The following is a 25,889-nucleotide window of genomic DNA, read 5'->3' on the forward strand; positions in this document are numbered from 1 at the left end:
GGTAATCACATGTCTTTACGTAATTTACTTTTGTTGCCCCTGCTGGCACTGGGGGCGCTTGGATCGATGCAGGCCGATGCGTTGTGCCCGGATGGTAGCAGTTTCGATGCCGGCCTGGATTTTTGTGCTAATGAAGTGGACGTATTTGGCCCTTTTACCGGTCAAATGGTGGAAGGGTGTGTCAGCTATGGTGGCGGGAGTGCCTGTACCAATAGCTATACCTACCCGGTGCAGGGCACGAATATCCAGGTGCTGCGGTGGTCTCGGTCTTTTGCTCAGAATCTGCGCGGCAATGGTGATTGTCCGGCTGGCTCTGTGCGCTCCGCCACATATGGTAACCATTGCTATGAAGAGGTGGCTGGAGCGGAAAACAATATATATGGCAATTTTTCGCAAGCGGAGGTCAGCGCCTGCCAAAGCCTCAGTGGCGGCACGGCGTGTTTCACCAACCGCTGGTCTGCGGGATTTTATCTATCGGTAAAAGAGGAAATGAATCAGCAGCCGGGTGTTCTCACGAACAAATTTGGTGCCTGGCTATGGTATATCGATGAGCAGGGGGTGAATCGCACCCATGCGCAGCTGGCGGATGAGCTGGCGGCCTTGGGAGTAAAGCGTATTTTTATCAAGATTGCCGACGGTACACAGAACTGTAACCTGTTTGCTGACGCCTGCTCTTCGACAACCACAGATATCTATAAAAGCCGCGGAATCGAGCCCTGGGCGTGGGCGTATAATTATCCCAATAATTATTCCGCACAGGCGGATGCACTATATTACGCGGCACAATATGGCTACGTGGGCTTCGTATCTGATGTGGAAGTAGAGTTCAATAACACCACCACGGCATTGCACAGCCTGTTTCAGGCATTCACCGATGCCCGGATAGACGCCCAGAATAACGGTTACACTGATAGCAGTTTCGCCATCGGTGCCACCACCTGGGGCAATCCTGCAGACCAGGGCATGAATGTCGGCATTATTGATCAATATGTAGATTTTCATATGCCGCAAACCTACGTCGAAGTTTGGGGCGGCAGTTACATGGCGGACCCGGCCTACTGGATCGAAGTAGGGGACTGTGAATACCGGCAGCTGGGCGCGCAGAAGCCGATCTGGCATATAGTCTCTACCGAGTACAACCAGATTACGCCGGCGCAAATCGAGGCCTTTATGTCTGCCGCCGGTCCCAATGCCAGTATCTGGCGCGTACCTGGTGGCTCCGTTCCCCAGGCTGTGTGGAGTGACTGGGGCAATTTGGATTGGGAGCGTGTGAGTTTTACTCCGGGCAATTGCAGTGCGGGCAATAACGACCTGACGGATCGCCTTGATGATGCTGGAGACCCTCCGCCGCCACAGGTATCGGTTCCTTACTGGAATCAGCTGGATAACTATTACGACCCGTACGGCACCTGCTCGGTGACTTCCCTGGCGATGATCACAGACTATTTTGGTATCACCGACCCCGGTGAGGTTGGCCGTACGCCGGATTATATTTACGAGCGCTTCAATGGCGTATTGCAGACAGTGTCGGCACTGAAGAGCGGATTCAACACCCTGGCACAGGAAGCTGGCAGTGCTATCCGTAATGTAGGCAAAGAGAACGGTACTATTGCTGAGCTGCGCGCACTGGCGTCACAGGGCACTCCAACCATTGTGCACGGGTGGTTTACCCAGCCGGGCCACATCATGGTGGTCACCGGGTTTGACGGTGAGTACTACACCGTGAATGACCCCTTCGGGAAATGGAACCTGCAGAAGTGGGGCAGCTATGACACAAGTGTTTCGGGAGAAGGGCAGCGTTATCCGAAGGATGCTTTTGAATACGCGATCAATGACAATGGAACCGGCGATGATTTGTGGATCCACATCTTTGAGTAAGGAGCTGAAATAGTCAGCCGGTTTTTGCTCTTCTGTGGCACTGGGAGGGGAGTAGATCCCCCCCTTTCAGAGTATTGGATGGGCTTGTTCTGCTTAATTTCTAAAAAGCACTGGTTATACCGCCGGCTCCTCGTCCTTTAGTGCGGTACATTGACGGGGCCCGGAGGTATTTGTATCAGAGGCATCGCGTATCTCTTGCAACGCCCGACGCAGGAAGCCCTGAGATTTTGCCAGTGCCTCTTCCGCCTTGCTGCGCTCAAGGCCACTCAGAATCATCATGATGGCAAGTTTTGCGTTGTGATCGCAGCTTTGCAGTACGCGGTCTGCTTCGTCGAGCCCGACCCCGGTAGTTTCCATTACTATGCGACGCGTGCGGCTGACCAGCTTTTCGTTGGTGGCTTTTACGTCAACCATCAGGTTGTAAAAACTTTTCCCGATACGAATCATACTGGCGGTAGTCAGCATGTTCAGTACCAGCTTTTGTGCCGTACCTGCTTTCATACGTGTGGAGCCGGTGAGAATTTCCGGCCCCACTTCCGGGAGGATGGCGATATCCGCTTCCTCGGCAATCGCTGCGGATTTATTGCATGAAACGGCTATGGTTGTGCAGCCGAGTGCACGGGCGTAGCGCAAGCCTCCAATCACGTATGGCGTACGACCGCTGGCCGCGATCCCGACCACGACATCATTTTCGCTCAGGTTGATATTGCGTAGATCCTCGCCGCCCAGCGTCAAACTGTCTTCGGCACCTTCCTGGGCTCTGTAAATAGCCTCCTCGCCACCGGCAATCAACGCCACCACCATATCTTCGCTGACGCCGAAGGTTGGGGGACACTCAACCGCATCGAGAATACCAAGCCGGCCGCTGGTTCCGGCTCCCATATAAATAAGGCGTGCACCAGATTTAAATGCTTCGGCGATTGCGTCCACCGCGCGGGTAATGTTTGGTAACTCCCGGTATACGGCCTCTGGAACTTCCCGATCCGCATTGTTGATTTTCGTTAGAATTTCTTCGCTAGACAGCAGGTCAATGTCGAGCGTGTCCGGGTTGCGGGCTTCGCTGGCCAGGGATGCCAGTTCGTTGAGCAGTTGTACGTTCATGGCTGAGTAGGACTCCAATGTCTTCGCCAGGATGTGATCAGAAAAATTTTGGCTGGACGATTGCAAAATGGGTTTACGAGGGTTGATGTAAGCTGAGCTTCTGTGCAGTACTTCTTGCCAGCATGCAGGCGCCATCCAGCGCCGTTCCCAGCGCTGGAATCTGCCTTCGCTGGTAATCGGGGTGCAGATGTGGTCTGAGCTTTTCTGCCAGACCGCCAAGAATCGCCAGAGGAAGTGCGTCACCATCACTGGCTGCACGGATAAGTCGGTCTACCTCCGCCGCGGTTTTGGCAATAATGTCGCGGGCCAGCGGGCAACTTGGGTAGTGAGCGAAAACTGCTGGTGCCAATGCAGCATATTCCCGAGATCCTGCGCGCTGCAGCCAGGGCAGTATTTGAGAACGAACCTCACCCACTTCCCGCATGATCTGTCGACACAAGGGGCTAATCACTTTTCCGTGCTTATCCAGTTCCCAAAGCAGGGCGCGCACTGCGCTCTTGCCGATTGCCGCGCCACTACCTTCGTCCCCGACCGCCAGGCCCCAGCCGCCGTATTGGCGGATTACACCATCGCGCCCTAGCCGCATGGCGACAGAGCCCGTACCGATAGCAACCATGACGATCGGGGTCCCGGCACCGGCGCCCAGCAGGGAGGTTTGTGCATCCGATGTAACTTCGACACTGAGAAAGCCCAGTTTCCGCAAACTTTGTCGAAGCTTCTCGGCAGCGACCGGGTTCCCGGCGCCAGCGACACCGCAAGCGAGGTGGACACAGCCGGGCTGAATTCTTTGCCGGGCAACGATTTGCCGGCTGAGTTCGGCGATAGTCTGTATCGCACCGTCGAGATCCTGCGTGAGCGAGCTCGCGCCGGCTTTCAGTGTGAGCAGTGCGCCCGTTGAGTCCTCAAGACGCGCCAGGGTCTTGGTTCCTCCGCCGTCTATCCCTAGAAAAAAAGCACTCATATATGGTGTTCTTGTCTATCCGTTTGCTTGGGTCTGGTTGGGGGTAACTGTGAAGTCCTGTGTACTTTCCGGTACCGGTTTGCCCAGATTACATACTGCAAATGACGCCAGAGTGCCCAGGCATAGCTGCCAAGGGAAGGCGATAACCAGTGGTTCATTGGTATCGGTAAGCAGAGTGATCATCCACGGTTGCTGTAGCAGGGTAACCACAAATCCGACAGCCAATGCCCACCCCACACTGCTGGCATTACCGCGTCTGGTAAGTAGTACTGTGAAAAACACACCGAGTAGGCCCGAGTAGGCAAATACCATTACGGACAGGGCAAACGTTATCAGTGGCAGATCGCTGATCTGCTGCCAGAAAAAGCAGAGTATTGCCATGCCCCCCAAAGCGCTCGCCACCAGAGCCATGCCCCAGCGTCCAGCGCGTACAAAGTGCGCTGCTGGTCGGTGGATGCCGCGCACTCGCAGCCAGTGGCGGTACAGGTCCTCAGTGAGAACGCTTGCCATTGAATTGAGGCTGGAATTAAGGGTGGAAAGGGCGGCGGCAATGACTCCAATCGTCACCAGACCGCGTAAACCGGCGGGCATTTCGTTAAGCACATAGTGCATAAACACTGTGACATCTCCGCCGCTGGGCGCGGATACACTGGTCCCGGCCATCAGCTGAGGATTCTGGTAAAAAATATGCAGCAAAAGGCCGATGCCCATGAATACGGCCATTACCGGTACCACCATGACAACGGAAAACAGTACTGCTCTGGCTCCATCGCGTGGGGTTTTACAGGTGAGGATCCGCTGCGTAACATCCTGATCCAGGCCAAAGGCAGCAATATTCAGCAATACGAAGCCGGTCAGGGTTGCCCACAGGTTGAACGGATCGCTCAGATCCCAGCTGGTATCCACGAGAGTTAACTTGGAGGCTTCACCACCCGGAGGCGTATTCAATGCCGCAAAAAGCTGGCCCATATCTGCGGGAATTTGCCAAAGAAGCACCGCGACTACGGCGACGGCTGCACTGACGTAAACGATGCACTGCAGCACATCGCTCTGAATCACGGAGCGTACGCCACCGATTAGTGTCTGTAGTAGTCCTGCCGCGGTGAGCAGAATGACGGCCGCTATCACATGATTGGCGGCGATATCATTGAACAGAATCATCGATACAGCGATGGCGGCCATATACAGCCGCGCGCCACTGGCAAAAACTCGCCCAAGAAGATAGATTCCACCAGCGCGATTTTTAGCCTTTTCGCCAAAACGGGACTGCAACAACTCGTACACGGTGGTAACGCGATGGGCATAAAAGCGTGGAATGAGGAAACGGGCGACAACAATCGCGGCGATGACGGCTCCCACATTGGTAAACAGATAAGTGAGGTCCCCGCGGTAACCGAGATCCGGTCCGCCGAGGAAGGTGGCGGCAGACTGCGTGGTAGCGAGGGTAGAAATCGCCACCATCCACATCGGCATGCTGTTGCCGGCAAGAAAATAGTCCCGACTGTTATTCGCTCGGTTTTGACTGAAGTACCAGCCGGATGCGGCCAGGACCCCGAGGTAGAGAGCAAATATTCCCCAGTCCAACCCGGTAAACTGCAGTTCCATCAGATGTCACTCATTCTGTTTGCTCGGCCCGCACTTCCATGGGGCTAATTAATTATTCCTGTTATTCCTTGCAATTGGTATCATTTATTCTTTGTGTAAGCAAAGTATTTTCCATCGGTAGTACCGATGGCGACTGCACTGGCTGCCGGATAAGCGCGCGGAATTAACGCCGCGGCAAGCAGCACCACGTTCACTCACTCCGGGATAAATATGGGTTCATTGGCTAAAATTCGTGCGATGCGCGATTCCATGTCCAACCACGAGCGGCGCATTGCCGACTTTCTGTTGGATAAAGTGGAAACAGTGCGCACGCACTCGTCAAAGTCACTGGCAGAAATGGTGGGAGTATCCCAATCCAGCGTCGTTAAATTCAGCCAGAAGTTGGGATACAAGGGATATTCCGATTTTAAGCTGTCGCTGACTGAGTCCGTGGCACGCTCGACGATGATGCCGCAGGCCGCCATCCACGGAGATATTGCCTTTGATGATGATCTTGCCACTGTGGCGCAAAAACTGATCAGCCGAAAGAATCTCGCTTTGAGCGAAACGGTCATGGCGAATTCTGAAGAGGCACTGATGCAGTCGGCGCAGGCTTTGCGCGGAGCCAAACGCATCCTGTTGTTCGGGGTAGGGGCGTCTTCGCTGGTTGCACGGGACCTGGCCTACAAGTTGATGAAGCTGGGTAGGTCCGTGCTGATTGAAGGGGATACACATGTACAGGTTGCCAATGCGGCAACGCTGGGCCCTGGGGACCTCATTTTTGCGATCTCCGAGTCCGGGTTAACCCGCGAGGTGATCCGGGTTGCGGAAACCGGTGCGGCACAGGGGGCCGAGGTGCTTTCTCTCACACGCTTCACCCGCAACCCGCTTACAGAGCTGTCTACTTACCGCCTCTACTGTGTCGCCAACGAGGCTGAGGCGCGCAGCTCGTCGATTCTCGCGCGCACCGCGCAATTGATGGTGACCGATCTGCTGTTTATTTTGACGTCGCAAAAGGACGATAAAGCCAACGAGCTGTTCGAGCGTAGCCGGAAGGCAGTGGAAGTACTCCGCGGCAGGGGATAGGCGCTATTTTTCTCTTTTTCGACAGATTCGAAGTAAAGGGTTGAATCTCAATTGGGGGAATATTATATTCCTAACTGCTCGATGCTTTTGGAATTTATATTTCACTGATGGCTGAGGGCAATTCACCTTGTACTTCCAATTCTGATTTCCTTTTTCGTTGAATTGGCTTTGGAGCCCTCGGGCTCCAATTTTTTTGTAAGACGCCCAGCCATTTTCCCCGCTCGTGAATATTGGTGTTTCAACCAAAGTCCATACCGCGAGCGGGAAACCCACCCAGGTGCTTATCGTGCCGGCGTACCGGTTGCAGGATCCGCTTGTGTACCGCCAGCGCTGCCAGTCAGCCCACGTTTCAAACCTGAGGCCCGATGACGAATATCCATGCCGATGCCGTAAAGAGCCGGAACCAGTAGCAAGGTGACAAAAAAGGCCACGAAAACGCCAAATGCCAGTGCGACCACGATGGGTTGCAGGAACGCGGCCTGGATACTGCGTTCCAGCATCATTGGCAGCAGGCCGACGATGGTGGTGACCGTGGTCAACAGAATCGGGCGGAAGCGGGCAACACCGGCCTCTACCACGGCCTTCAGTGGCGCCATGCCTTTTTCGCGCAATCGATTGCAGTGATCCATCAGCACCAGGTTGTCGTTGACGACGACCCCGGCCGCTGCGGCAATGCCAAAGTAACTGAAGATGGCCATGGTCATGCCGGTGACGGCGTGGCCGAAGATGGCGCCGACGAATGCAAACGGGATGGCGATCAGGATCAGGATCGGTTGCGAGTAACTGCGGAACGCAACCGCCAGCAGGCTGTACATGCCGAAGAAGGCCATGATGTACAAGCCCAGCACTTCCTGAATAAAGCGCTTTTCACCCTCGGCCTGGCCTACGGCACCGCGGATTATTCCCGGGTAGCGCTTTTCCCAGGTGGGGAAAAAGTTCTCATCCAGGTCCTTCATGATCTCGCCGCGTACATCGTCCTTCAGGTCTGCCATCACCCGGGCCGCGCGGTTGCCGTTCCAGCGCTGGATACGTTTGATTCCCGGCGCATAGTGCAGGTCGGCGACGGCGAGCAGGGGTACCTCGCGACCGTCGGTAGTGCGTACGCGGAAGTCTTTCAGGCTCTCGATGGAGCGGCGGGACTCCAGCGGGTAGCGCACCATCACCTTCACGTCCTGGCCAGCCCGAGGCAGTCGCTGTACTTCCTCACCGAAATACGCCTGGTGTACCTGGCGGTTTACTTGCGCGAGGGTGAGACCGAGCTTGGTTGCACCGGGCTTCAATTCGATGCGGATTTCCTCGGAGGCTCCCTCGAGATTGTTGCGTACGTCGTACAGGCTTTCGTAAGAGCGCAGTTGCTCCTCCAGGTCAGCAGTCGCTGCCCGCAGCACGTCCAGATCCGGATGGCGGATGGAGAGTTCGAAACCCGGACCGCCATTGTTGAATGAGTACTGTACCGATACTTCTTTCGCGTCCGGGATATCGCCGAGCAGTTCCCGCAGTCGCAGGGCTGCGTCTTTGGCGGACATATCGCGCAGTTCCGGCGGAGCCAGTTTGACGATGGCCATGACGCTGTCGCGACGGGAGCGGGTATACCAGTTTTCAATCAGTACCCCTTTGCCGTCTGTGCGCTCATTCACTTCTGCTTCCAGGCGCTTCTCTGCGTCCTGCAGTTGTGCCAGTACTTCCAGTGCCCGGCTATAGGGGGCGCCTTCGGGCATGACGACATTGACGATTACTTCGTCAGACTCGATTTCAGGCATGAAGCCTTTTTTCACCCAGCCACTGCCGAACATGCCGAAGCCAATCATCATCACTGCGATAAAAATACTCAGTGTCAGGTAGCGGCGATCAACGGCCCACTGGCCGATACGACGATAGTGGTTTTGGGCAAAATAGATAATGCGGTCGGCAATACTCTTCTGAATGCGACCAAAGCGGCCGAGGGTATTTTCGGCTTCGCTGCGCGGCTTCAGGTTGCGCAGGTGCGCCGGCAAAATAAACAGGGACTCGATCAGTGAGAACAGCAGCGCGAGAATCACCACCCAGGTGATATGACGGGTAAATTCACTGGTGGAGCCGCTGATGAATATCCATGGCAAGAACGCGAAGATGGTCGTCACCACTGCGAAGATCACCGGTTTGGCGACCAGCTGGGTACCGAGCACCGCCGCCGCCAGGCGACCTTTTTCGTCATCCCCGTGCTCGGGGTTATGAGATTCCGTATGAATACTTTCGCCAACCACAATCGCATCATCCACCACGATGCCGAGAACCAGCAGGAAGGCAAAGGTGGACAGCATGTTGAGGGAAACCCCCATGCTGGGCAGCAGAACAAAGGCACCGGCATAGGCAGTGGCAATACCGAAGGCGACCCAGAACGCGACTTTGGGACGCAGACTGAAGACCAGCACCAGCAGTACCAGGATCAGGCCCATCAACGCGGATGAACCGATGGTTTCCAGGCGCCCCTTGAAGTCCACCGCGTTGTCGGTCCAGAGCGTGAGTTTCGCCCCGGCAGGCAGCGTTTCGCTACGCTTGGCGATCCAGTTGCGGATGGATTCAGAGGCCGTGAGGATATCCATGGTCTCGGTGCTCATCACCTGCAGCAGCACTGCCGGCTCCCCGTTCAGGGTTGCGAGGATTTCATTGTCCTCAAACCCGTCCACCACGTTGGCCACGTCCGCGACACGAATGGTTCCGCCATCGGCGGTCTGGCGCACGATGACATTGCCGAACTCCTGTGCGGAGTCGGCCTGGTTGCGCACCTTCAGCTGGTACGTGCCCACCTCGGTGCGCACGGTGCCTGCAGACTGGTTGATGGAGCTGGTACGGATCGCGTCGGCCACCTGTTGAAAGGTCATGCCGTAGCGGCGAAGAGCCTCTTCGCTCACCTCGATAGAGACTTCCTCCATGCGGGTGCCAAACAGGTTCACCACCGACACCGCGGGCAGGGTGGCGGCCTCGCGCCGCAGTTGTTCCGCCAGCCGCTTCAGTTCGCGCTCGCCGAGGTCGCCGTGCACCGCAACCCGGATAAATTCCTGACGGTTTACCCACTGGTGTACCTGCGGTGGTTCAATATCCCGGGGAAACGACGAGATACCGTCGACACGGATTTTCACGTCATTCATAAAACGGGAAAAGTCCACGTTGCTCTCGGCCAGGATATAGACCTCGCCGGAGCCCTCGGAAGAGGAAGAGCGTACCCACTCGATATTGTCCATGTCGCTGACCGCTTCTTCGATGCGGGCGACAATCTGCTCTTCCACTTCCTGGGGCGCCGCGCTGGGCCAGGAAACCCGGATCTCCAGGCCGGGGAAGCGCACCTGCGGGTCCATCTCACGTTCCATGCTGAAAAAGCCGATCAGGCCCGCCACGAAAATGCCAATCATGGCGAGGTTGGCGGCGACAGGATTGCGCGCCCACCATGCAATCAAATTGTTCATCGACGGGCTCCGTTAGTTTCTGGCCAGGTGGGTAATTGGTTGTACTTTCATGCCGTCCACCGCGTTGGCTACGGTGGAGGTGACCACGCGCTCGCCATCGGCAATACCCGCTGCGAGTACCACGCGGTTTTCTGACGTCGAAAGTATGTCAACGGTGCGGATGTTCAGCTCATCGTTTTCATCGACCACATATACCTTGTCGGCGCTGCGCAATGCCGAGCGGGGAACGACCACCGCCAGCTGTTCCTGCTCGCTTTCCGCTTCGGCGGTGACAAACAGGCCTACTGCCAGTGGCGTACCGTGACTGGCGCCCGTGCCGTAGGGGTCTTCCACTTCTGCTACGGCGTAGATCAGGCGTGTCTGTTGATCCACCGCCGCCTGGGTACGGACGATTCGCCCCTGCCAGAAATGTTGTTGCGCACCAATTTGTGCGGACAGCGTCACTGCGGGACCAGATTCCTTGTCACTGGCTTCAAAGCCCATGGGGAGGTTCAGTTCCAGCAGCTGGGAGTCGGTTAGCGGAAGACGTATTTCAACGCGGTCAGTGGCGAATACTCGACCGAGTACAGTACTTGGTGTCACGTACTGACCGATGCCGATATCGCGACTGGCTACCCGCCCGCGAAACGGCAAGCGGATTTTGGTGCGCGCGAGATTCAGTTTGGCGTCGGCGAGCTCGGCCTTGGCGGAGCGGAGATTCGCTTCTGCTTCCAGTACCTGCGGTTTGTTCACCTGCAGTGGGGAAGGGTGTTTGTTCGGATTTAGCTCGAGCCACTGCTGACGCTTGATCTTGGCTGCGGCCTGGGCCTGAAGGAGCAAGACCTCCGCCTGTGCCACGCCGGCCTCGGCGCGCGCAAAAGCGAGGCGGTAGTCTGAGTCATCCAACTGGATCAGGGCTTCACCTGATTCAAACCCCGCGCCCTCGGCAAAGCTGCTTGCCACAGATATAACGCGTCCGGAAACCTCCGGCGTCAGTTCGATTTCTGTATGCGCGCGTACCTCCCCCTGAGTGGTTACCGCGAGATGCACGGCTTGCTGTCTGGCCTCCGTGTAGACGAGTGATACCGGCCGTTGCTCTTCTACTTTTTTTTCTGGTGCCGGCTTGGAGGCAGACATAAGTTGTACAGCGCCAAACCCCAGTGTAAGTACGATCACTGGCGCGGCAGCCTTCATGATTCGTTTCTTCATTGCTCTCATCCTGCCTGATTCGAATTAATCGCCAACAGTCCCGTTGGTGTATGGGTGATAAAACCACGGAATTGCGAAGCCTTGCCACGGCCCAGAGTCGAGAGGAGCTGGATCCGCGGTAAATGGTCTGTGTATCTGGTTTATTGACAACCTGAGGTGCGCGTTTGGATGCGTGGGGGAAAAATAATTTTTTCTGAGTGAATTTCAGGCTCCGCGCGAGGAGCTGACCGGGTGGGGGAAGGGCGGCCATGATCGACCTGTTACTGGCTGCGGGGGATGATCGAAACGGTATCCCGTACGGTGCTTTGATCCGGTGACTGGCAGCCGAGAGGTGGCTGGGTTATTTTGGGTGGCACAACACGTCAACGAATAGCGGAATATGTGATGAAAACTCTTCTCTGTATGACCTCCTGCCTGCTGTGGCTTTCGTTGGGTGCCCAGGCATCTGAACCGGCGAAGTTTGCCATTGCGATTCATGGCGGCGCGGGCACCATTGAAAAGTCAAAAATGACGCCAGAAAAAGAAGCGGCCTACAGGGCCAAACTGGAGGAGGCGTTGAATGCCGGATACCTGGTATTGGAAAAGGGCGGCGCCAGTCTCGATGCGGTAGTGGCAGCAATCAATGTGATGGAAAATTCGCCGCTGTTTAACGCGGGTAAGGGCGCGGTGTATACCTACGAGGGTGCGCACGAGCTGGATGCCTCTATCATGGACGGCCGTGATCGGCAGGCGGGCGCGGTGGCCGGAGTAAAACGGGTAGCCAACCCCATTAACCTGGCGCGTATGGTAATGGAGGATTCTCCGTTTGTGATGCTGGCCGGGGAGGGCGCGGAGGCGTTTGCCAGGAGCCGCAATGTGCCAATGGTCGATAACAAAAGCTTTGATACCGAACAGCGCCGGCAGCAGCTGGAGCGCGCGAAGGAAAAGCTCGACAAGGAAAACAGGCAGGACAAGGACTACCGCGCGGCTGTGGAGAACCTGCCAATCCCCTTTCGGGTAGGTACGGTGGGAGCGGTGGCCCTGGACAAACAGGGCAACCTGGCCGCTGGCACATCGACCGGCGGCATGACCGCCAAGCGCTATGGCCGTATTGGCGACGCCCCGGTGATTGGTGCGGGCACCTTTGCCGATAACCGCTCCTGCGCGGTATCGGCAACCGGTCATGGCGAGTTCTTTATCCGTTACAACGTCGCCGCCGATATTTGCACCCGCGTGGATTACCAGGGCAAAAGTGTCGCGCAGGCGGCGGACGAGGTAATCAACCAGGTGCTGCTTCCTGTTGGGGGAACCGGCGGGGTGATTGTGCTGGATGCCAAGGGCAATATCGCACTGACGTTCAATACAAAGGGCATGTACCGGGGCAGACGGGTTGCGGGCGAACCGGCAGAAGTTGCCATTTTCGGGGCGGATCAAGCGGCACCCGCCGCTCCATAAGGCAGTCGGGAAAGCTTGCCCCCCCGGGCTGGGCTCGGACCACCAGCCCGGTGTCATTGACTGCCGGGAAAGGTGATCAGTTGGCGGTGGCGCCGCTGCCGCCACCCCAGCCAAACAGGGATTTCAATTTTTGCGCAAACCGGCCGCGCTTGGCTTTGCGTGCCTTGTCTTTTGCGCTCACAAGCCATGCCACCTGGATGACGAGCCGCTCCCCGGCAAAGGGGAGGTGTCCGTGGAAGGAGTTGTCCGCGCGCTTGAAAGCGGCCAGCGTGCCGTACTCAGGGCGGATCTCCGGGACAACGGTATCCTCGAAGTCATCAATACGGTTGAGAAAGCGCAGGCAGCCGTCACTGGTTGCTGGCCAGTCGCTGTTCAGGTAGAGCAGGGCGGTGGCAATCTTGGACTGGCCGTCAGTGTGGATGTTGCCATGCCGCTTTTTCAGGCTTCGTGAAATGGAGATAAAGGTGGGGTACTGGGCCAGGTTATCGATGCCGAGCTGTTGGCCCAACGCGTTGGCAAAATCGGGCGCGGTCATATACTCGATCAACTGGTTGATTTTCTCCCCGCACTGTTCCTTTTCATAAGGCAGGTAGCCCGCGCCTTTCAGGCGGGGGAAGTGTTCCTGCAGGTCCTGCATCAAGTGTGCCGGGAGTACATTTTTGGCAACCAGGAAGGAAAATGGATCCGAGCGGACAAGGGTGGTGTCCTTTTGCAGGGCGGAGGCCGCAAGCCATGGAGCAGCATCTGAGGTGGCGACGGTTGTCATTATTATGTCCCTTATTTAGATAAGTGTTCGATCGTTCCTAACGAAACCTTTGCATATCTATTCGTGAAAGTAACAAAGCCGGCAGGCTCGGCCAAGCGGCAATGCAGGGGTTGGCAGGATGCTGTGTATTTTTTGACCTTCGGCTTTGGGGGCCTGATCCTGGTGTCAGACAAGGCCATCGGCGGCACCTGGAGGGACGGCAATAGATTGCATTACCCATGGTTGGTGGCGTCGTGTCTGTTTTGTAGCGGGTTGGATTGATTGCTGAGCAAAAATTGATAAAAAGTGATTCAAAGCAGAGGGTTAGTAGTTGGTGGTGGGGGAGCTTGGATGGAAAGCTGGCGCCCCCGGGTGGACTCGAACCACCAGTCCGGACTTAGGAGGTCCGTGGTTTATCCTGTTAACCGACGGGGGCCGGTGGAAGGGCGCCTATTCTAGCGGCTGATACCGCGCCTGTCACCGCAATGACTTTCGCACGGCTGTGGGTGGTTGCAAATCAGTCAGGGGTAACCCAGTGGCAGGGTGGGTTCTTCCGCTGTGCGCCCGGTTTACGCTGAGCTTTCAGTACGGTATTTCTAACCTCAGGTCCGCCCGTCTTTTTTGTACCCAATCTCACCGGAAGTGCCAACCTCTTCCATCTTAAGCTCGGCACTGTCACCAACGGTAACGTCCGGTGTTGTCGGGTTACAGGCGTTCGTCATTAAGTCCGTCGCGACCCGCCATCTTTCCTGTCCATATATTTGAGGAAAACTGTCGCGAATTGGTAACTATATGCAGGTATTTTGGCGCCAGCTGCAGGCTGTCGGGGAGAGGTTTTTCCCCAGTGGGAATTGGCTGCCGTGTGCGCAGTGTAACCCCGATAAAAAACTTGTTTCCGCAGTAAAAAAGATGCTTGACCGGTGAAGTCGGAGCTGGCTAATCTGCGGTTGCACAACAAAAACAGACAAAGTGTTTCTGCCTTGGCAGATCGAGATTATGGAGTTTTCTATGAGCGGCAACGTTATCGAAAATGACATGGATTTTGATGAAAGCGATTCCTCAGTGGCAGAGGAGCTGCTGTATACGCCCCAGAACCCCAGAGATGCTCGCCGGATGGTCGAAGACCGGTTGGAGGAGATGCGTCTCAGGCGGGAACTGATGGACTATCAGTACGAATTCTAAGCCGACGGGAGTCATCTAGCCTTTTAACACCAACCGGGGTACTTCCGGGTTTATCAGTAAAAGAAACTGCCCGATCGCCATGAGCAACGTGTCTCTGGGAACTGTGGCAGGCCCAAAGAAGGGTGCCTTTGGCACCCTTTTTCATTGGTGGATTACCGTGCGAGCGGCGGGGAAGGTTTCCGGCCGAGCCCCCGCCAGTTTGCACGCCTCCCGGTGGCGTGTATATTGGGACGCAATGGTCAGGAAAGGGAAGGAAAAGGGACCTTCAGATGGTAGTTTCCGACAGGTTTGATAGCAGGGTGACCTCACAGGTTTCCGATGGCGGAGATGCGCTGGTGATTCGCGTTGCCGGTAACTTCGATTTCAATATGCACCGGGAATTCCAGAGGGCGTACCGCAATGTGTCGCCGCCTCCCAGGGCCTTCCTGGTAGACCTCTCGGAAACCGATCACCTGGATAGCGCGGCGCTTGGCATGCTACTGCTATTGCGTGACTACTGCGTGGAAGTGGGGGGTGACGGACCCCAGCCCACTGTCGAGCTGATGAATGCCAATGCACACGTTTCCCACATTCTCTCCGTTTCCAACTTTGATCGAATTTTCAGCATACGCTGAGGGTCCCGGCTTCTGATGCCCGTCTTCCGCGTCCTGATTGTCGAGAGTGATGCCAGCGAGGCGGAAGAGCTGCGGGACCTGGTCCAGTGCTGTGAGTGCACCACCTCCACGGGAGCAATGGTGCCCGTGGCCACTCATTCTGTTCAGAGTGCTGCCATGGCTCAGGAGGCGTACCGGGAATTCCCCCCCAGTCTGGTCATCTTCGGGCCTGTGGCGGCGGCGAAGGTATCTGATGTTGAGATACGCCGGCTGCGCCAGAGCAGTGGGGTTGAACTGGTCCCTATTCTGTTTGTGCAGGATCTGACGGGCCAGGAGACGCCGCCTGCGCCGCCGACCATCTGTGACGATATCCTTGCCAAACCCTACAGTCTGCCACTGGTGGAACTCAAGCTCGCGTCCATCCGGCGCTTCAGTGACTTCAGTCGTTCCCTGATCGCACAGCGCGACCGCTTGCGCCGGCATTATGCGGATTTTTTACACGAGCAGGCCAGCGCGCGCGAGATATTCGGCAACCTCGGTAATGAAAGTTGTCTGGATGATACCTCGGCAATTCGCTACCACCTTTCTCCGCGGGCGGTACTGAACGGGGACCTGCTCGCGGCAACCTATACACCGGACGGCAAACTGGTGCTGATGCTGGGGGATTTTTCTGGCCACGGGCTGGCGGCGGCCGTCGGCGCAGTGCCGCTCACTTCCATTTTCTATTCGATGATGCCGCGCGGCTTTTCCATGAGCCGGGTACTGCGGGAGATCAACCGCAAACTCTACGGCATCCTTCCCCGGCAGATGTTCTGTTGTCTGGTAATGCTGGAGCTGGACCCGCGCCGCAGTCACCTGCGTGTCCTCAATGCCGGTATGCCAAGCCCCTGTCTCAAGCGCAGCAATGGCGAATTGCGCCTCCTCGAATCTCGGCACCTGCCGTTTGGGGTTCTCTCCTCGGACCAGATTGACACCGCCATCGTCAACCTGAGGGTACTCCCGGGGGATCGGCTGTTCCTATGGAGTGACGGCATTCACGAAGCACGGAATAGCAAGGGCGAACATTTTGGTGAAGAAAGGCTGCTGGAACTGTTGCGTGCTGCTGGCGGGTCAGATCACGCGTTTGACCAGATCCTGATGGCAGTGAATGCGCATGCTGCTGAACAGCACGATGACCTGTCGCTGGTCGAGCTTGATCTAAGCGATACCTCGTTGCGCAAGAGCGGCGGCCCAGAGCTAGACCAGGCCGGTGATCGCAAGGGTAGCCGCATCGGCAACTGGTCGATACGCCTGCAGTTGTCGCAGGAGGAGTTGCGGACGTCCGACCCGCTGCCTCATCTGCTCAGTGTGCTGGTGCAGATGCCGGGCGCAGCGCGCTTTCAGGAAGACCTCGCCACGGCGCTCGGCGAGCTGTTCCGCAATGCACTGGAGCACGGGGTGCTGGGGCTGGACTCTTCCATTAAGACAACCGACGACGGTTTTGTACGCTATTACGATTTGTTGGCTGAACGTCGCAGTCGCCTTAAAGAGGGGTGGGTGAGTATTTCACTCAGTTGTAGTGAGAGTGAAGACCGTGGCACCCTGGTGCTGGTGGTCGAGGATAGCGGCTCTGGTTTTGCCGAAACCCGGGAGCCCCCCAGCATCTACGCAGGCAGAGGGCTCAACCTGCTGCAGACGGTGTGCGATGAGGTGAACTATTTGCCGGGCAGCAGTAAGGTGGAGGCCGTTATTCGCTGGAGCAAGGCCGCAGAAGAGCAGGATATGGCCGAGGGACACGTTAATGCCATGCAAAACCCGCCGCTACCGGTATAATGCCGGCTAGTTTTTCATCAACTGCGGTGGGCAATCGTGCCTGGACAATCGGATACAGCAACAGACCCTGTGCGAGACCTCGCCCTCTGTGCGCGTGCGCTGACCTGTGAGCGTGACGGACGAGTCCTGTTCGAAGGTCTTGAATTTGTCCTCACGCCGGGGGCTGCGATCCAGATTGAAGGTGCCAACGGCGCCGGCAAGAGCACCCTTATCCGCACCCTGATCGGCACCGCATCAGACTACACCGGTGATATCTTCTGGAAGGGCCGCTCCCTCCCGAATGCGCTTCCCGCGCTTCGCGCATCGCTGTTGTATATTGGCCACAATGCCGGTGTCCGGCGCGGGCTGACTCCGCTGGAAAATCTGGCCTGGTACGGTGCCAGCGGCACCGATGCGATGGCGGCGCTGGATGCCGTGGGCCTTTTTGGGTTCGAAGATGTGCTGTGCCAACAGCTGTCCGCCGGGCAAAATCGCCGGGTGGCACTGGCGCGGCTGTACCTGTCCGATTCCCCCGCATTGTGGATTCTCGACGAACCGCTGGCGGCGCTGGATGTGGCCGGGGTTGCCAGTCTGGAAGCGCAGATGAACCAGCATCTGCAACGCGGTGGAAGTGTGCTGCTCACATCCCATCAACCGGTAGCGATCGCGCCGCTGACCAAGGTCAGCCTTGCGGATTTCCAGCCACTTCTGGATGCGTCAGCGGAGCAGGCCTATGCGGGCTGAGACCATGCGTTCATCCACTGACATTGCCGAGGCGGTGAAAGTCGGCCCGTCGCGTGCGCCCGGTTTTTACACCCTGTTCCGAACCGAATTTACGCTGGCGGTACGGCGGCGTTCGGATATCGTCAATCCGCTGCTGTTCTTTGTTACCGTGCTGGCGATGATGCCACTCGGCATCGGTCCGGATCCGGAAATGCTCGCGCGCATGGCGGCGGGGCTGATCTGGGTGATGGCTTTGCTGGCGACCCTGTTGTCTCAGGAGTCACTGTTTCGCGGTGACTTTGAAGATGGCTCCCTGGAGCAGCTGGCACTGCAGCCTCAGCCCCTGTATTTCCCGGTCATGGCCAAGGTGCTGGTGCACTGGCTGGTGACCGGGCTGCCACTGGCACTGCTGTCGCCACTGCTGGGGATGATGCTCAACCTCGGAGAGACAGGTTATTGGCCGCTGTTTGTGTCCCTGGCAATGGGCACGGCGAGCCTCAGTCTTATTGGTGCGGTGGGTGCGGCTTTGACGGTGGCCCTGCGGCGACCGGGCCTTCTGCTGGCGCTGATTATTATGCCGCTTTATGTGCCCGTGTTAATCTTCGGCACCGGAACGGTGCAGGCGGCGCTGGATGGCTATAGCTACGCGCCGCAACTGGCAATCCTTGGTGCCATTCTGGCCGCAGCGGCGGCGCTGGCGCCACTGGCGGCCGCGGGTGCCATCCGTATCAGTCTCGAAAACTGACCCTTCTGCATACATTTCACAACCCTGGTGGGGGAAATGGGTAAGAGAAGGGCGTAGGAGTACATATTTTGTCCTGGCAATGGTTTCACAGATTGGGATCGCCGCGCTGGTTTTACCAGAAAACCGGTGCTTGGCTGCCGTGGCTGGGTGCCGCAAGCGTTCTGCTCCTCACCGTCGGTATCGTCTGGGGGCTCGGCTTTGCACCGCAAGACGCGAAGCAGGGCAACAGCTACCGCATCATCTATATTCACGTCCCCGCCGCGTTTCTCGCGCTCGCCGGCTACTACATCATGGCCATTTGCGGTGCGATCGGCCTGATCTGGAAGATGAAGCTGTCTTTTGTGGTCATGCGGGCGGCGGCACCGATCGGTGCTGCACTCACATTTATTTCACTGTTTACCGGTGCAGTGTGGGGTAAGCCGACCTGGGGCGCATACTGGGTGTGGGATGCCCGTATCACGTCCATGCTGATCCTGTTTTTCCTGTATCTCGGGGTAATGGCGCTTTCCGGGGCGTTTTCCCGGGAGCAGTCGGGCGATAAGGCCAGTGCTCTGCTGGCACTGGTGGGTACCGTCAATATCCCGATCATCTACAAATCCGTCGACTGGTGGTTCACGCTACACCAGCCCGCCACGATCAAGCTCACCCAGGCCAGCACCATTGACCCGAGCATGTTCTATCCGCTGATTACCATGATCGCCGGTTTTTACCTGTTCTACGCCTGGGTGCTCACTTTGCACACGCGCAGCCTGATACTGCAGCGGGAGTGGCGTACCCAATGGGTGCGCGAATTGTTCGGGCCTTCTGTGCCTGCGGCCAAGGCTTGAGGGGGCGACCATGCAATTCCAGTTTGAAGATTTCGCCAGTTTTCTCGCCATGAATGGTCACGGCCCCTTCGTGTGGGCCGCCTATGGTGTAGCCCTGCTGGTTCTCGGAGCGTTGGTGGCCTTACCGCTATTGCGCCAGAAAAAGCTGCGCCGGGAATTTGACCGCCAGCTGCGTCAGGAAGAGGCCCGTCGCCGCGCGGCAGTGCAGCGTCAGGAACGCCCGGAGCCCGCGACAGCCGATTGAGGCTCGCTAGCACCCGTAACCGTTTTTATAGATTGATAACAGGTCAACCATGCATCCAGCCCGTAAACAACGCCTGATTCTGGTGGTACTTCTGGTGGCACTTTCCAGTGCTGCCGTGGGGTTTGTCGCCTACGCAATGCGATCGAACATGGACTACTTCTACGCGCCTACCGCTTTTGCCGCCGGTGAAGTTCCATTTGAAAAGCGTATCCGCGCCGGTGGCTGCGTTGTCCCGGGCAGCATCGTGCGCGACGACGATTCCCTCGACGTGCGTTTTGCGCTCACTGATGGTGACGCCGAGCTGGAAGTGGTATTCGACAAGATCCTTCCCGACCTCTTTGCAGAAGGGGAAGCCGCGGTAGTGACCGGAAAGCTGCAGCAGGGCGGTTATGTGCGTGCTGACCAGGTGCTGGCCAAGCACGACGAATCGTACACGCCGCCGGAAGTGGCAGATTCCATGCGCGGTAAGGCGGATTGCCAGGGAGACGCCAAGATATGAGTCCTGAACTGGGCCACTTTGCCCTGATTGTCGGCCTGCTGCTATCGGTCGCGCTGTCCGTGATACCGATGCTCGGAACCTATACCGGCCGGGTGCTGTGGATGGATACCGCGCGACCACTGTCTCTGGGGGTGCTCGCATTCACGTCGCTGGCTTTTGTGTGCCTGACAATGGCCTTTGTAAACAGCGATTTTTCCGTTGCCTACGTAGCGCAAAATTCCAATAGTATTTTGCCGATGATCTACAAGATTACGGCTGTGTGGGGTGGTCACGAAGGTTCGATCCTGCTGTGGCTATTGATGCTGGCGGGCTGGACCGCAGCCGTTGCCCTGTTCAGCCGGCAGCTGCCGGATGTGCTGGTGGCACGGGTATTGTCGGTGCTCGGCATGCTGCTGATCGGCTTCTTCCTGTTTATCCTGCTTACCTCGAACCCATTCGACCGCCTCCTGCCGTTCCCGCCGAGCGACGGTGGCGACCTGAACCCGCTGCTGCAAGACCCGGGGATGATCATTCACCCGCCGCTGCTCTACATGGGGTATGTCGGCTTCGCTGTCGCTTTCTCGTTTGCGATTGCGGCATTGCTGGAGGGGCGGCTGGACAGTGCCTGGGCCCGTTGGGCGCGACCGTGGACGGCGGTGGCCTGGTCGTTCCTTACCCTCGGTATCGCTCTTGGTAGCTGGTGGGCCTATTACGAGCTGGGCTGGGGCGGCTGGTGGTTCTGGGACCCGGTGGAAAACGCCTCCTTTATGCCCTGGCTGGTAGGTACCGCGCTGCTGCATTCTCTCGCTGTGACTGAAAAGCGCGGGCTTTTCCGCAGCTGGACTATCCTGCTTTCTATTTTTGCGTTCAGCCTCAGCCTTCTGGGCACCTTCCTGGTGCGCTCCGGGGTGCTGACCTCCGTGCATGCGTTTGCCACCGACCCGCTGCGCGGCGGCTTTATCCTGGCGTTCCTGGCGGTGGTTGTTGGTCTGTCCCTGCTGTTGTTTGCACTGCGCGCACCGGCGGTCAGTGCGGGTAGTGTGTTCTCCGTGCGCTCCCGGGAAACCTTCCTGCTCGGTAACAATATTATTCTTGTGCTGATCATGGCGGTGGTGATTACCGGTACCCTGTACCCGCTCCTCGCGGATGCGCTGAACTGGGGCAAAATCAGCGTGGGCCCGCCGTTTTTCAATATGTTCTTTGTGCCGCTGATGCTCGTGCTGAGCCTGCTGCTGGGGCTGGGAATACATTCGAATTGGAAAGACAGCCAGATGGGCAAGTTGGCGAAGACCTGGGGGGCACCGGCGTTGATTGCTGCAATTGGTGCGCCACTGGTCACCTTGTTGGCCGGAGATTTCCACTGGGGCGCCATGCTGGGTGTGTTTGCCGGTCTGTGGGTGGTTGCCTCGAGTGTGGCGGACATGCTGGCAAAATCCCGCAATGCCGACTCGCTTTGGGCGGGGCTCAAGCGCCAGCGTGCGAGTTACTATGGCATGCACCTTGGTCATATCGGACTTGCCATCTCTGTGCTCGGGGTGGCGCTCACCACGGTGTACAGTGTTGAGAAAGACCTGCGCATGTCGCCGGGGCAGAGCGCCCAGCTGGCCGGTTACGAGTTCACTTTTGAAGGTGTGCGCCAGGTGCCGGGCCCCAACTACCGGGCGTCAGAGGGTGTGCTGGTTGTGCGCAAGAATGGCCGTCAGGTTGGCGAGCTGCTGCCCCAGAAGCGCAGTTACCTTTCCGGTGGAAACATCATGACGGAAGCCGCCATCGACAGTGGCCTGTTTCGCGATCTGTACGTCGCGCTGGGCGATCCCATGGATAAAAGCAATCTGGGGGGCGACTGGGCCGTGCGCCTGCAGTACAAGGCGTTCGTGATCTGGATATGGCTGGGTGCGGCGCTGATGGCGCTCGGCGGAGCCATCGCCGTAGCGGACAAACGCTATCGTAAAGTAAAGGCGGCACATACCGGCAAGGGCAAGTCGCCTGCTGCTGATGCTTCAGCCCCCTCTCTGGCCGGGACCTGATCCCGGCCGGTTGCGCTTTACATTCTCAAGCCGGATTGAACTAGAAGGATTGCTACCCTTGATGGCCAGGCTGAAACTGTTTCTTCCTCTCATCATTTTTGCCGCGCTGGCATTATTATTCTGGCGCGGACTCTCCCTGAATCCGCAGGACATGCCTTCTGCGCTGGTCAACAAGCCGGTGCCGGAATTCGCGCTGCTGGATGTGGAGTCCAACCGCGAACTCAAAAAGTCGGACCTTCCCAAGAAGCCTCTGCTGCTGAACGTGTGGGCGACCTGGTGTGTTTCCTGTCGAGTGGAGCATCCGTACCTCAACGATCTCGCGGCGGGCGGCGTACCGATCGTTGGTATCAACCTGAAGGATGATAATGAGGCTGCACAGAAGTGGCTGGAGAAATTCCACAACCCGTACCTGTTTTCCGTTTCCGATGTAGAGGGAAGGCTGGCCATGGATCTGGGTGTCTTCGGTGCGCCGGAGACGTTCCTGGTCGATGCGGGGGGCACCATCCGTTGCAAGCATGTGGGCGTGGTGGACGACAAAGTCTGGCAGACCAAACTGCAACCGCTTTACGAGCGTTTACAGAATCAGGAATGGGACAGTTTTTCTGGTGACTTATCAGATTCCCTGCTCGCCCGTTGTCACTGAGACGGAAGAAAAAAAGAGCCGCTTTATCTGCTGGCTGGGGCCAGTATCCGATAAAGCGGCTTTTTTGCGTGAGCTCGAGACAATGCGCGCACGTTACCCGGATGCATCCCATCACTGCACGGCACTGGTTATTGGCAACCCTGCCAATCCCGATGTAATGCAGTCCGATGACGACGGTGAGCCCGGCGGTAGCGCTGGTCGCCCGATGCTCGAGCTGCTGCTGAAGCAGGAGGTTGGCAATGTCGGGGCGATCGTGACGCGCTATTTCGGTGGAACCAAGTTGGGGGTGGGTGGGCTGATGCGTGCCTACCGTGGTGCCGTGGGCGCTGCTTTGCAGGCTGCCGAACTAGAAACATTTGTTCCTACGCTGGCAGTGCGGATTGTCTGCGGTTTTGCCGCGGAGTCCCGCGTGCGTTTTCTGGTGGCGCAACGCAGTGGTGTATGTGAAGACGCCAGCTACACCGACCAGGTAACCATGCCGGTTCAGCTTCCCCTGAATCAGTGGCCCGAGCTGAAAGTCCAGTTGGAGGCGGAAGGAATCTGCTGTCAGGAGTTAAGCCAGGATTAACTCCTTGCTCCCTCGTTTGCCGTCGCGCTAGCGATTATGTCATCTACCTTCATACCCTCTCCGAGCATCTTTGCCCCTCCCGGTATAACCCGTACTGGCCAGTCGCCAGATTGGAGGAAGCGGGAGATCAACGTGTATGTAGCGGCGGAACGTCTGTAGTCCGGGCTGCTGAAGCGCACTAAGATCGGCAATGGCGCCGCGATAGGGTTCGTCAGTGATATTGGGCATAGCCTTCTCCCACGGTATCGGAGAAATACCAGGGTCATGTGGGTAAAGTCGTTAACCGGGGAAAACAAAAAAGGCCCACACTTTCGTGTGAGCCTTTTCTGTATATGGCGGACCGGACGGGACTCGAACCCGCGACCTCCGGCGTGACAGGCCGGCATTCTAACCAACTGAACTACCGGTCCGCATTCCTGACTTTCCTTTGAAAAATCTGCCGGGCAGATGAAAGGATAGTGGTGGGTGGTACAGGGGTCGAACCTGTGACCTACGCCTTGTAAGGGCGCCGCTCTACCAACTGAGCTAACCACCCCGCGTCAGGAGCTGCGTATAGTAATGATATTTTTTTGGGCGTCAACGCTTTTTGAAAATATTTTTGAGATTCAATGAGTTAAGCCCGCGAGCGGGTGAAAAGCGGCGGCTGTGTGGCACTTGCCGCGAGGCGTGTAGGGACGCCGTGGCGCTGCTATAATCCGCGCACTTTCCACCGGAGAAATTCAGTGCCGAACAAAATTCACAGGACGCCGCTTATCGCCACCTTGACCTTGCTGGTCGCTGTGGTCATGCCTATTGCAGTTGCCCGCGCCTCTGTGGAGGTGGAGCCGCTGTCCAGCCGGGAGCTACAGGCGCGCTATGAGGTGCTCATCGAAGAGATGCGTTGCCCCAAATGCCAGAATCAGAATCTCGCCGGTTCGGACTCCATGGTGGCTACGGATCTCCGTCGGGAAATCCGGCGTCTGCTGGAGGAGGGTTTCAGCGATCGGGAAATCAACGACTACATGGTCGCCCGTTACGGGGATTTCGTGCTTTATCGCCCGCCGCTGCAGCGCAACACCCTGGCGCTATGGCTGGCACCGGGTGTATTTGCCGCGCTCGGGCTGTTGACTCTGATCATGATCGTGGTGCGCTCTCGCAGCGGCCGTGGCGGGCAGCAGGGTGAGGCGTCCGACGAGCTGAGTGTGGAAGAGCAGCGGCGTCTTGCGCAGTTGCTGAATGCGGATGAACAGGGCGGAAGCAAGAACAATGATTGATCTCTGGCTGATATTGGCACTGCTGTTGTTGCCCCTTGCGGCATTTGTGGCCTGGCCCCTGATTCGCAACAAGCAGGGAATTACGGAAAACCAGCGCGTCGGCGCAGCGGACGTAGACGCAAGTGATGAGGGCGCGAGTGCCCAGGCGCTGTTGTATCGGGAGCATCTTGCAGAGCTCGATGCGTCCCGGGTCAGCGGCGCAGTGGATGAAGCCCAATACGCGTCATTGAAAACCGAGCTGGGTCGCAAGCTGCTGGCAGAGCAGGGCGAGGCCTATCGGCTTTCGGCGGCTCGTAACGGTGGACGCGGGCTGCTGGTCGCGCTCGCACTTGCGGTGCCTTTCACCGCAGTGGGCCTGTACTTCTCTTGGGGCGCGCACGACGACCTGGCGTTGTACCGTGACATTGCAGCCAGTCATTCCGGTGAGTCCGACATGGTGGTCGAGGCCCGTATCACCCAGCAACTGCAGGAGCGCGCGAAGACGCATCCTCAGGATCTTACCAGTCGCTATGCGCTCGCCCAGCGCCTGTTGGTAAGCAATGACCTGCCGGGCGCAGTAGCGCAGTATCGCTATATCGTGGCCCGCGAGCCTCAGGCTGCAAACGTCCGCGCGGAATTGGCCCAGGCCCTGTTTTTTGCCAATGGTTCACAGATGTCCCCCGAAGTGGTCAGTGAAGTGAATCAGGTGCTGGAAATCCAGCCAGACAATACCACCGCTCTCGGGCTGGCTGGCATCGCCGCGTATGACCGCAAAGATTACGCCGGGGCAAAATCATACTGGCAGCGCGCCCTGGCGCAGATGACACCTGGCTCCAATGCGTCGCAGGCGCTGGCGGCCGGGGTTGCGCGTGCCGAGAGGGCGCTTTCCGAGTCGGGCGGCCAGGTGGCTGTGGGGGAGGCGTCAGCAGGTGAGCCGCAATCGGCGGCACAATCCGTGGCGCAGGACGGCAAAGGCACCGCCGGTGATGCGGGCAACCGTATCTCCGTGAAAGTCACGCTCCCTGACAGCATCCAGACATCTCCAGACACCCCGGTGTTCATTTATGCGCGTACGGGCGAGAGCCCCATGCCGCTGGCTATCGTGCGACTGAAGGCGGCAGACTTACCGGCCGACGTGGTGCTGGACGAATCGCGCGCGATGATGCCCGGCCGTAGCCTGAAAACCGTGGATGAGGTGCAGCTGGTTGCGCGCCTCGCGATTGGCGGTAACGCGCGCCCGGCACCCGGGGACTGGCAGGGCGAAATCAAGAAGCTGCCGCGCGCGGAGTGGGGCAAGCCCGTTCATATCGCTATCGATCATAAAATCTGACGCGAGTTGGTTTTTCGCCGTATCCCGCCGCGCCCTGCGGGTGTCGGTGGGTCGGTCAAAAATAGCGCTGAAACCGCGCCCGCAGC

22 protein-coding genes and 3 tRNA genes are annotated in these 25,889 nt (G+C 57.8%); 16 read left to right on the forward strand and 9 right to left on the reverse strand.

The window, feature by feature from the left end:
* The first annotated feature begins 9 nt into the window (after positions 1-9).
* Positions 10-1,878 (forward strand): C39 family peptidase, encoded by a 1,869-nt coding sequence (locus GTQ55_RS07250; protein ID WP_161858131.1) that lies wholly within the window; start codon positions 10-12, stop codon positions 1,876-1,878.
* 114 nt (positions 1,879-1,992) lie between these two features.
* Here GTQ55_RS07250 and murQ read toward each other — a convergent pair whose 3' ends face one another.
* The 3 genes from murQ to GTQ55_RS07265 all read right to left on the reverse strand — a co-directional run bounded on the left by murQ (position 1,993) and on the right by GTQ55_RS07265 (position 5,545).
* On the reverse strand, positions 1,993-2,979 hold the full coding sequence (gene murQ, locus GTQ55_RS07255; protein ID WP_161858132.1) for an N-acetylmuramic acid 6-phosphate etherase: 987 nt from the start codon (positions 2,977-2,979) through the stop codon (positions 1,993-1,995).
* A 73-nt stretch (positions 2,980-3,052) separates the two neighbouring features.
* Positions 3,053-3,940: a glucosamine kinase nucleotide-binding domain-containing protein gene (locus tag GTQ55_RS07260; protein ID WP_161858133.1), complete on the reverse strand. Its 888-nt coding sequence runs from the start codon at positions 3,938-3,940 to the stop codon at positions 3,053-3,055.
* Positions 3,941-3,955: 15 nt separating this feature from the next.
* Positions 3,956-5,545 (reverse strand): sodium:solute symporter, encoded by a 1,590-nt coding sequence (locus GTQ55_RS07265; protein WP_161858134.1) that lies wholly within the window; start codon positions 5,543-5,545, stop codon positions 3,956-3,958.
* A gap of 210 nt (positions 5,546-5,755) precedes the next feature.
* Between GTQ55_RS07265 and GTQ55_RS07270 the strand changes: the two genes are divergently transcribed.
* A complete protein-coding gene (locus GTQ55_RS07270; protein WP_161858135.1) occupies positions 5,756-6,610 on the forward strand; it encodes an SIS domain-containing protein in 855 nt (284 codons plus the stop codon).
* 281 nt (positions 6,611-6,891) lie between these two features.
* On the opposite strand, the gene GTQ55_RS07275 is transcribed toward GTQ55_RS07270, so the two are convergent.
* Together GTQ55_RS07275 and GTQ55_RS07280 are read right to left on the reverse strand one after the other, a co-directional pair.
* Positions 6,892-10,053 carry an efflux RND transporter permease subunit gene (locus tag GTQ55_RS07275; RefSeq protein WP_161858136.1) on the reverse strand — a complete coding sequence of 1,054 codons (3,162 nt, stop codon included), beginning with the start codon at positions 10,051-10,053 and terminating at the stop codon, positions 6,892-6,894.
* A 12-nt stretch (positions 10,054-10,065) separates the two neighbouring features.
* Entirely contained in the window at positions 10,066-11,241 is a 1,176-nt protein-coding gene (locus GTQ55_RS07280; RefSeq protein ID WP_161858137.1) for an efflux RND transporter periplasmic adaptor subunit, read from the reverse strand.
* A gap of 384 nt (positions 11,242-11,625) precedes the next feature.
* Between GTQ55_RS07280 and GTQ55_RS07285 the strand changes: the two genes are divergently transcribed.
* Positions 11,626-12,675 (forward strand): isoaspartyl peptidase/L-asparaginase family protein, encoded by a 1,050-nt coding sequence (locus tag GTQ55_RS07285; protein ID WP_161858138.1) that lies wholly within the window; start codon positions 11,626-11,628, stop codon positions 12,673-12,675.
* A 76-nt stretch (positions 12,676-12,751) separates the two neighbouring features.
* Here GTQ55_RS07285 and GTQ55_RS07290 read toward each other — a convergent pair whose 3' ends face one another.
* The gene (locus tag GTQ55_RS07290; protein WP_161858139.1) at positions 12,752-13,441 is read right to left on the reverse strand and encodes a 2OG-Fe(II) oxygenase; all 690 of its coding nucleotides are present in this window, start codon (positions 13,439-13,441) and stop codon (positions 12,752-12,754) included.
* Positions 13,442-13,780: 339 nt separating this feature from the next.
* Positions 13,781-13,856: transfer RNA gene (locus GTQ55_RS07295), tRNA-Arg, on the reverse strand.
* Positions 13,857-14,428: 572 nt separating this feature from the next.
* On the opposite strand from GTQ55_RS07295, the gene GTQ55_RS07300 reads away from it, so the two are divergent.
* The 11 genes from GTQ55_RS07300 to GTQ55_RS07350 all read left to right on the forward strand — a co-directional run bounded on the left by GTQ55_RS07300 (position 14,429) and on the right by GTQ55_RS07350 (position 23,241).
* The gene (locus tag GTQ55_RS07300) at positions 14,429-14,602 is read left to right on the forward strand and encodes a PA3496 family putative envelope integrity protein (protein WP_161858140.1); all 174 of its coding nucleotides are present in this window, start codon (positions 14,429-14,431) and stop codon (positions 14,600-14,602) included.
* 269 nt (positions 14,603-14,871) lie between these two features.
* A complete protein-coding gene (locus GTQ55_RS07305) occupies positions 14,872-15,216 on the forward strand; it encodes an STAS domain-containing protein (RefSeq protein WP_183946558.1) in 345 nt (114 codons plus the stop codon).
* Between the two features lie 15 nt (positions 15,217-15,231).
* Positions 15,232-17,007, forward strand: a complete 1,776-nt coding sequence (locus tag GTQ55_RS07310) for an ATP-binding SpoIIE family protein phosphatase (RefSeq protein ID WP_161858141.1) — start codon at positions 15,232-15,234, stop codon at positions 17,005-17,007.
* A gap of 36 nt (positions 17,008-17,043) precedes the next feature.
* Entirely contained in the window at positions 17,044-17,730 is a 687-nt protein-coding gene (gene ccmA, locus GTQ55_RS07315) for a cytochrome c biogenesis heme-transporting ATPase CcmA (protein ID WP_311736341.1), read from the forward strand.
* 4 nt (positions 17,731-17,734) lie between these two features.
* Positions 17,735-18,454: a heme exporter protein CcmB gene (ccmB, locus tag GTQ55_RS07320; protein ID WP_161858142.1), complete on the forward strand. Its 720-nt coding sequence runs from the start codon at positions 17,735-17,737 to the stop codon at positions 18,452-18,454.
* A 68-nt stretch (positions 18,455-18,522) separates the two neighbouring features.
* Entirely contained in the window at positions 18,523-19,281 is a 759-nt protein-coding gene (locus GTQ55_RS07325) for a heme ABC transporter permease (RefSeq protein ID WP_161858143.1), read from the forward strand.
* Between the two features lie 10 nt (positions 19,282-19,291).
* Positions 19,292-19,525: a heme exporter protein CcmD gene (gene ccmD, locus GTQ55_RS07330; RefSeq protein WP_161858144.1), complete on the forward strand. Its 234-nt coding sequence runs from the start codon at positions 19,292-19,294 to the stop codon at positions 19,523-19,525.
* A gap of 49 nt (positions 19,526-19,574) precedes the next feature.
* Complete coding sequence (ccmE, locus tag GTQ55_RS07335) at positions 19,575-20,024, forward strand: cytochrome c maturation protein CcmE (protein ID WP_161858145.1); 450 nt, start codon at positions 19,575-19,577, stop codon at positions 20,022-20,024.
* Positions 20,021-22,030 carry a heme lyase CcmF/NrfE family subunit gene (locus GTQ55_RS07340; RefSeq protein ID WP_161858146.1) on the forward strand — a complete coding sequence of 670 codons (2,010 nt, stop codon included), beginning with the start codon at positions 20,021-20,023 and terminating at the stop codon, positions 22,028-22,030. Before ccmE ends, GTQ55_RS07340 begins: the two co-directional genes overlap by 4 nt.
* Before the next feature lie 61 nt (positions 22,031-22,091).
* Positions 22,092-22,673, forward strand: coding sequence for a DsbE family thiol:disulfide interchange protein (locus GTQ55_RS07345; RefSeq protein ID WP_161858147.1), 582 nt, complete (start codon positions 22,092-22,094; stop codon positions 22,671-22,673).
* Positions 22,636-23,241 carry an IMPACT family protein gene (locus tag GTQ55_RS07350; protein WP_237567876.1) on the forward strand — a complete coding sequence of 202 codons (606 nt, stop codon included), beginning with the start codon at positions 22,636-22,638 and terminating at the stop codon, positions 23,239-23,241. The genes GTQ55_RS07345 and GTQ55_RS07350 overlap by 38 nt, the downstream gene beginning before the upstream one ends.
* A gap of 333 nt (positions 23,242-23,574) precedes the next feature.
* On the opposite strand, the gene GTQ55_RS07355 is transcribed toward GTQ55_RS07350, so the two are convergent.
* Together GTQ55_RS07355 and GTQ55_RS07360 are read right to left on the reverse strand one after the other, a co-directional pair.
* A tRNA-Asp gene (locus GTQ55_RS07355) sits at positions 23,575-23,651 on the reverse strand.
* Between the two features lie 49 nt (positions 23,652-23,700).
* Positions 23,701-23,776 (reverse strand) — tRNA-Val (locus GTQ55_RS07360).
* Positions 23,777-23,963: 187 nt separating this feature from the next.
* On the opposite strand from GTQ55_RS07360, the gene GTQ55_RS07365 reads away from it, so the two are divergent.
* Entirely contained in the window at positions 23,964-24,494 is a 531-nt protein-coding gene (locus tag GTQ55_RS07365) for a cytochrome c-type biogenesis protein (RefSeq protein WP_237567877.1), read from the forward strand.
* Complete coding sequence (ccmI, locus tag GTQ55_RS07370; RefSeq protein WP_161858148.1) at positions 24,487-25,803, forward strand: c-type cytochrome biogenesis protein CcmI; 1,317 nt, start codon at positions 24,487-24,489, stop codon at positions 25,801-25,803. The genes GTQ55_RS07365 and ccmI overlap by 8 nt, the downstream gene beginning before the upstream one ends.
* Positions 25,804-25,889: the final 86 nt, after the last annotated feature.

It is taken from the genome of Microbulbifer hydrolyticus, assembly GCF_009931115.1.
In the GTDB taxonomy this organism is placed as follows: domain Bacteria; phylum Pseudomonadota; class Gammaproteobacteria; order Pseudomonadales; family Cellvibrionaceae; genus Microbulbifer; species Microbulbifer hydrolyticus.

Excerpts from the sequence above, each read along its gene's own strand:
- GTQ55_RS07270 (WP_161858135.1), top strand. The coding sequence starts at position 5,756 with ATGGGTTCATTGGCTAAAATTCGTGCGATGCGCGATTCCATGTCCAAC.
- GTQ55_RS07310 (WP_161858141.1), top strand. The coding sequence starts at position 15,232 with ATGCCCGTCTTCCGCGTCCTGATTGTCGAGAGTGATGCCAGCGAGGCG.
- GTQ55_RS07340 (WP_161858146.1), top strand. The coding sequence starts at position 20,021 with ATGAGTCCTGAACTGGGCCACTTTGCCCTGATTGTCGGCCTGCTGCTA.
- ccmE (WP_161858145.1), top strand. The coding sequence starts at position 19,575 with ATGCATCCAGCCCGTAAACAACGCCTGATTCTGGTGGTACTTCTGGTG.
- murQ (WP_161858132.1), bottom strand. The coding sequence starts at position 2,979 with ATGAACGTACAACTGCTCAACGAACTGGCATCCCTGGCCAGCGAAGCC.
- GTQ55_RS07285 (WP_161858138.1), top strand. The coding sequence starts at position 11,626 with ATGAAAACTCTTCTCTGTATGACCTCCTGCCTGCTGTGGCTTTCGTTG.
- GTQ55_RS07280 (WP_161858137.1), bottom strand. The coding sequence starts at position 11,241 with ATGAAGAAACGAATCATGAAGGCTGCCGCGCCAGTGATCGTACTTACA.
- ccmI (WP_161858148.1), top strand. The coding sequence starts at position 24,487 with ATGATTGATCTCTGGCTGATATTGGCACTGCTGTTGTTGCCCCTTGCG.
- GTQ55_RS07290 (WP_161858139.1), bottom strand. The coding sequence starts at position 13,441 with ATGACAACCGTCGCCACCTCAGATGCTGCTCCATGGCTTGCGGCCTCC.
- ccmD (WP_161858144.1), top strand. The coding sequence starts at position 19,292 with ATGCAATTCCAGTTTGAAGATTTCGCCAGTTTTCTCGCCATGAATGGT.
- GTQ55_RS07250 (WP_161858131.1), top strand. The coding sequence starts at position 10 with ATGTCTTTACGTAATTTACTTTTGTTGCCCCTGCTGGCACTGGGGGCG.
- GTQ55_RS07300 (WP_161858140.1), top strand. The coding sequence starts at position 14,429 with ATGAGCGGCAACGTTATCGAAAATGACATGGATTTTGATGAAAGCGAT.
- GTQ55_RS07260 (WP_161858133.1), bottom strand. The coding sequence starts at position 3,940 with ATGAGTGCTTTTTTTCTAGGGATAGACGGCGGAGGAACCAAGACCCTG.
- GTQ55_RS07265 (WP_161858134.1), bottom strand. The coding sequence starts at position 5,545 with ATGGAACTGCAGTTTACCGGGTTGGACTGGGGAATATTTGCTCTCTAC.
- GTQ55_RS07345 (WP_161858147.1), top strand. The coding sequence starts at position 22,092 with ATGGCCAGGCTGAAACTGTTTCTTCCTCTCATCATTTTTGCCGCGCTG.
- GTQ55_RS07305 (WP_183946558.1), top strand. The coding sequence starts at position 14,872 with ATGGTAGTTTCCGACAGGTTTGATAGCAGGGTGACCTCACAGGTTTCC.
- ccmB (WP_161858142.1), top strand. The coding sequence starts at position 17,735 with ATGCGTTCATCCACTGACATTGCCGAGGCGGTGAAAGTCGGCCCGTCG.
- GTQ55_RS07275 (WP_161858136.1), bottom strand. The coding sequence starts at position 10,053 with ATGAACAATTTGATTGCATGGTGGGCGCGCAATCCTGTCGCCGCCAAC.